8 protein-coding genes and 2 tRNA genes are annotated in these 4,757 nt (G+C 34.8%); 8 read left to right on the forward strand and 2 right to left on the reverse strand.

What is annotated here, in order from left to right; all coding sequences use genetic code 11:
- The 4 genes from OZD61_RS01590 to OZD61_RS01605 form a co-directional block, all read left to right on the forward strand.
- The coding region (locus OZD61_RS01590; RefSeq protein WP_274979604.1) for a hypothetical protein at nt 1-195 on the forward strand (195 nt) is incomplete at its 5' end.
- A gap of 32 nt (nt 196-227) precedes the next feature.
- Complete coding sequence (locus tag OZD61_RS01595; RefSeq protein WP_274979605.1) at nt 228-443, forward strand: hypothetical protein; 216 nt, start codon at nt 228-230, stop codon at nt 441-443.
- 164 nt (nt 444-607) lie between these two features.
- The gene (locus OZD61_RS01600) at nt 608-910 is read left to right on the forward strand and encodes a hypothetical protein (protein ID WP_231115838.1); all 303 of its coding nucleotides are present in this window, start codon (nt 608-610) and stop codon (nt 908-910) included.
- 107 nt (nt 911-1,017) lie between these two features.
- On the forward strand, nt 1,018-2,544 hold the full coding sequence (locus tag OZD61_RS01605; RefSeq protein WP_274979606.1) for an acyl-CoA carboxylase subunit beta: 1,527 nt from the start codon (nt 1,018-1,020) through the stop codon (nt 2,542-2,544).
- Nucleotides 2,545-2,597: 53 nt separating this feature from the next.
- Here OZD61_RS01605 and OZD61_RS01610 read toward each other — a convergent pair.
- Nucleotides 2,598-2,670 (reverse strand) — tRNA-Thr (locus tag OZD61_RS01610).
- Nucleotides 2,671-2,689: 19 nt separating this feature from the next.
- On the opposite strand from OZD61_RS01610, the gene OZD61_RS01615 reads away from it, so the two are divergent.
- From OZD61_RS01615 to pdxH, 3 genes are read left to right on the forward strand one after another with little or no spacing between them, the layout of a single operon-like run.
- The gene (locus OZD61_RS01615) at nt 2,690-2,833 is read left to right on the forward strand and encodes a hypothetical protein (RefSeq protein WP_182321034.1); all 144 of its coding nucleotides are present in this window, start codon (nt 2,690-2,692) and stop codon (nt 2,831-2,833) included.
- Nucleotides 2,799-3,614: a bifunctional DNA-formamidopyrimidine glycosylase/DNA-(apurinic or apyrimidinic site) lyase gene (gene mutM, locus OZD61_RS01620; RefSeq protein ID WP_265023660.1), complete on the forward strand. Its 816-nt coding sequence runs from the start codon at nt 2,799-2,801 to the stop codon at nt 3,612-3,614. The genes OZD61_RS01615 and mutM overlap by 35 nt, the downstream gene beginning before the upstream one ends.
- 16 nt (nt 3,615-3,630) lie before the next feature.
- Nucleotides 3,631-4,224 carry a pyridoxamine 5'-phosphate oxidase gene (pdxH, locus tag OZD61_RS01625; protein WP_274979607.1) on the forward strand — a complete coding sequence of 198 codons (594 nt, stop codon included), beginning with the start codon at nt 3,631-3,633 and terminating at the stop codon, nt 4,222-4,224.
- A 3-nt stretch (nt 4,225-4,227) separates the two neighbouring features.
- Here the strand turns inward: pdxH and OZD61_RS01630 are convergent.
- Nucleotides 4,228-4,304: transfer RNA gene (locus OZD61_RS01630), tRNA-Met, on the reverse strand.
- A gap of 62 nt (nt 4,305-4,366) precedes the next feature.
- Between OZD61_RS01630 and OZD61_RS01635 the strand changes: the two genes are divergently transcribed.
- Nucleotides 4,367-4,717: a hypothetical protein gene (locus tag OZD61_RS01635; protein ID WP_274979608.1), complete on the forward strand. Its 351-nt coding sequence runs from the start codon at nt 4,367-4,369 to the stop codon at nt 4,715-4,717.
- The last annotated feature ends 40 nt before the right edge of the window (nt 4,718-4,757 follow it).

Consider the following 4,757-nt stretch of genomic DNA (forward strand, 5'->3'; position numbering starts at 1 on the left):
AAAAAATTTGGAGAGAAATTTTATACACTATCGCTGATATTTTTCCTTAAGTTGACGCCATTGCCTGAACACTTACCTAATGATGAAGCTATCGAAAACATAGCAAAGAGACTTCAAAAATCTATAGACGATGCAAAAAAGCACAAGGTCATGTTTAGTGTTGATGTATTCCAAGGAGAAAAAAGTCATCAATAATAGATTATTCGATACTGATCTTATACCACCTCATGGAGCAAGATAAAAATGTTACTGAGACTGGAAAAGAAAAACTACGGCCTCTTATGTTAGAAATGTTTAATCTAGTTTCAACAGGCACTGATGTGAGCCAAGAAGTTCGGAGATTATTGCCAGAAGATATACTGAGAGAACGCGGCGAATATTTGTCACGTCTAAAACAAATTGTAAGTGATAGTATTGAAAATGACAAAAAAAAGGAATTGTAGTAGAAAGAGATAATAAATTTTATTATGTACAGTGTCCAGAAAAAAGTGTGATCACTCCTGCAAAATTTATGAACTCCCCGGAATTTAAGGACTTAGAATATGGTGCATTGCGAATAGGAGAAGGAGATAATCTAATCTGAATAAAAAGCTGGCAATATCATGATATGCAAGGCAAAGTAAAAATGACCTTTAGGGTAGGCGATGAAAAGATCGAAATGATTTTATCTTCTGAAAAAGCTGAAAGTTTTGGTAAAATAATGGTACATATGGATGACAAAAGTTGTGAAATCTTCTCAAAGTACCTAAAAGAGCTAGAAAAAGAACCTCGTATAAGCAAGGTTGTTGAAGCTGCTAAAAGTTTTGCACAAACGAAAAGCAGTGCAGTTAGTCCACCTCTTTCTAATATGAAAAGTGTTGACACATCGCAACATTTTCAAAGTAGTGACCATGAATCACCAGAGCACTAACAATTATCATACATACATTGTTGCATATAGCAATAGTGTATGTGTATAGTTAGTAGGGTTTGTAAACTTAATAAAGTCTACAACTAATTTGAAAACTACTTTATTGTATGCAAGACTTTAAAATACTAGAAAATCTAAAAACCAAAGCACTAGAAGCTGAAAAAGGAGGCGGTTCTGACAGGATTACCAAACAACATGAAAAAGGGAAATTAACTGCTAGAGAAAGGCTCAGTATATTGCTCGATGAAAGTTCTTTTGCAGAATACGATAAATTCGTAAAACATCATGCAAATGATTTTGGCATGCAAAATGCTAATTTTTTAGGTGATGGGGTAGTGATTGGTCATGGTACTATTTATGGCAGAAAAGTTTTTGTTTATTCTCAGGATTTTACTGTCTTTGGTGGTTCACTTGGTGCGTCACATGCAAAAAAAATATGCAAAATTATGGACATGGCAATTAATTCCAGAGTTCCAATTATCGGACTAAATGATTCTGGTGGAGCCAGAATTCAGGAAGGAGTAAATTCTCTTGCTGGTTATGGAGAAATTTTTCAAAGAAACGTAAATGCATCGGGTGTTATACCACAAATTTCTTTAATTATGGGCCCATGTGCAGGAGGTGCAGTTTATTCCCCAGCATTAACTGACTTTACTTTCATGGTGAAAAACAGTTCATATATGTTTATAACCGGGCCAGATGTAGTAAAAAAGGTTACCTACGAAGATGTAAGTTTCGAAGACCTCGGTGGAGCAAAAATTCATACAAGCAAAACAGGAGTAGCGGATTTTGCATTCAATAATGATGTTGAAATGCTGCTAAAAATGCGTGAATTCTTTACTTTCTTACCAGCAAATAATCAAGAATCACCAAAATCTGCACCAATCTGTAATGATGTTGACGACATTGATGAATCCTTAAACACTCTAATTCCTACCAATCCTAATACTCCTTATGATATGTATGAACTCATTGAAAAAGTTTGTAATGAAAGGAATTTCTTTGAACTGAAACCTGATTTTGCTCGTAATATCATAACTGGTTTTGGTAGAATTGGAGGAAATACTGTCGGTATTGTTGCAAATCAACCTATGCACCTTGCAGGATGTTTGGATATTGATTCTTCAAGAAAAGCTGCGAGGTTTGTAAGGTTTTGTGACGCATTTAACATTCCGATCATCACACTTATTGATGTTCCAGGATTTTTGCCGGGTACAAATCAAGAATACAATAATATAATACAACACGGAGCGAAACTGCTTTACGCTTACGCTGAAGCGACCGTGCCGAAAATTAGCCTTATCACTAGAAAAGCGTATGGTGGTGCATACATTGTTATGAATTCGAAACATCTAAAAGGTGATATAAATTATGCCTGGCCAACTGCTGAAATAGCTGTGATGGGCCCTGAAAGTGCAGTTGAGATTATATTTCGACACGAAAAAGATCAGCAAACGTTAATTAAAGAATACAAAGAAAAGTTCGCTAATCCATTTTTTGCTGCATCACATGGATACATTGATGACATTATAGTGCCAAGTAAAACAAGGTATCACTTTTATAAAGCATTAGAGCTACTCAAAAACAAGAAGGTAGAAAGGATATGGAAAAAGCATGACAACTTACCTCTTTAACTTTCTTTTAAGCCTTGCTTACAAGTTATGCAATATTATAAGTATAATCAGTGTGCCGTTACCAAGATTCGAACTTGGGACCTCGTCATTACCAATGACGTACTCTACCACCTGAGCTACAACGGCAAGTTCACACATTATGATAATGAATAACATAAAAAAAAATAAGGAAAAAGAAGAAGAGAGAAAAAGATTAGCGAAAGCTTTAAAGCAAAATATTTTAAAAAGAAAAAAGCAGCAACAGAGTAGACAAGATGCCAGAATTACCGGAAGTGGAAGTAATCTCTAATTTTTTGCTTGATAAAATTAAAAACAAGCAAATTAGTAATGTCATAGTTAATAATTGGAATTTACGTGCCCCAATAACAAAAAATATTGATGATGTGCTAAAGGGCAGAGTCATAAATGATATTAAACGTAGAGGTAAGTACATAATCTCGAATACAGATGATAGTATGGCTGTCATCATACATCTTGGCATGAGCGGAAAGCTTATATATGCTGACCACGATCAAGTGCGGAATAAGCACGATCACGTGGTATTTTTATTTTCCGATAATACTTCAATAATCTTTAATGATCCAAGAAGATTTGGATTAGTTATTACTTTAAGCAAAGAACAAGAAATAAATTTTTTTGACGGTTTCGGAATAGAGCCCCTCACGGATGAATTCAGTGGAGATTATTTACAGGAGTTGCTGAAAAACAAAAAAGTGAATATCAAATCAGCATTAATGGATAATAAATTAATAGTTGGCGTAGGGAATATATATGCTTCTGAAAGTTTGTTTAGAGCCCGCATATCACCACTCAGATCAGCAAAAGACTTGACCTATAGAGAGTGCGAAAAACTTGCTGCTGAAATAAAAAATACTCTGAGTGATGCAATTGCTGCAGGCGGTTCAACACTGAAAGATTATGCACAGCCATCTGGATCTGCTGGATACTTTCAAAATAACTTTTACGTATATGGTAAAGTTCAAAAACCTTGCAAGATTTGCAATAATATCATAACACTTATACGACAAAATGGCCGTAGCACTTATTTTTGCAACGCGTGCCAGAATTAAGATTTTATTTTTTGATATGATATTTTCACCCGAACAAGATCCGTTTGATTTATTTTCAAAGTGGTATAAAGAAGTACTTAATTCTCCGTGTAAACAACCAACTGCAATGACGCTAGCAACTTGTAGCAAAGACTACATTCCATCTGCAAGAGTAGTATTACTAAAGGAATATAGTAAAGAAGGTTTTGTGTTTTTCACTAACATAAACAGTAAAAAAGGGAAAGAATTGACTGAGAACCCCAAAGCTGCGTTAGTGTTTCATTGGATAGAATTTGCTAGGCAAGTACGAATTGAAGGGGAGATTAAACTTCTAAACGATGAAAGAACTGACAAATACTTCTCTTCTCGAGCGCTGGGTAGTCAAATTAGCGCATGGTGCTCAAAACAATCGAGCATTCTGAAAGATTGGCAAGATTTTGAGCAAGCTATAAAATTGAAGGAAAAAGAATTTCACAATACACAAGTTTCTCGTCCTGATTTTTGGGTGGGATTTTGCGTAATCCCAAAAGTAATTGAATTTTGGCAAGAAGGTGAATATAGGAAGCATATTAGATTTAGATACACTCTTGTTGAGGGAAGCGATTGGAAAGTGGAACAACTATATCCTTAAAAATGGTTGCGGGAGTAGGATTTGAACCTACGACCTTCAGGTTATGAGCCTGACGAGCTACCGAGCTGCTCCATCCCGCGTCGTTGCTTATTTAGTTATTATATATACAAATAATGAAAAAAGAAAAATAAAATTTCACCACATGCAAATATCGACACACTTATTAACTTTTCTTGACATAATAGTTAGTTATATACGTAACAATCTGCGCAATGAACAATATAACTTGATACTGTGGTTTCCTGTTTTTCAGTGTGTAGGAATTCTAACCTATTTTTCCCTAAGTTTTGAACCAAGCTGCATATCTATTTTTCTTTTGCTTTTACCCACACTAATTTTGATTGCGATATTGTATAAAAGGTACGCGATATTGTGTATCGCTTTAATTGCAGTGCTCATAGGATTTACAGCTAGTAAATTAAGAACAGCTTTAGTTGATACTCAAATTCTTGATAAAGAGAGATATGTAAGAACCTGTTTAAAATCTTCGTAATAGGAGAGAAATGAAGGAAAGGACAATCATTTGCAAGCTG

Source organism: Wolbachia endosymbiont of Drosophila bocki, from assembly GCF_028982005.1.
Classification (GTDB): Bacteria; Pseudomonadota; Alphaproteobacteria; order Rickettsiales; family Anaplasmataceae; genus Wolbachia; species Wolbachia pipientis.

Coding starts and splice junctions, on each gene's coding strand:
- OZD61_RS01595 (WP_274979605.1), top strand. CDS start 228: ATGGAGCAAGATAAAAATGTTACTGAGACTGGAAAAGAAAAACTACGG.
- OZD61_RS01600 (WP_231115838.1), top strand. CDS start 608: ATGCAAGGCAAAGTAAAAATGACCTTTAGGGTAGGCGATGAAAAGATC.
- OZD61_RS01605 (WP_274979606.1), top strand. CDS start 1,018: ATGCAAGACTTTAAAATACTAGAAAATCTAAAAACCAAAGCACTAGAA.
- OZD61_RS01615 (WP_182321034.1), top strand. CDS start 2,690: ATGAATAACATAAAAAAAAATAAGGAAAAAGAAGAAGAGAGAAAAAGA.
- mutM (WP_265023660.1), top strand. CDS start 2,799: ATGCCAGAATTACCGGAAGTGGAAGTAATCTCTAATTTTTTGCTTGAT.
- pdxH (WP_274979607.1), top strand. CDS start 3,631: ATGATATTTTCACCCGAACAAGATCCGTTTGATTTATTTTCAAAGTGG.
- OZD61_RS01635 (WP_274979608.1), top strand. CDS start 4,367: ATGCAAATATCGACACACTTATTAACTTTTCTTGACATAATAGTTAGT.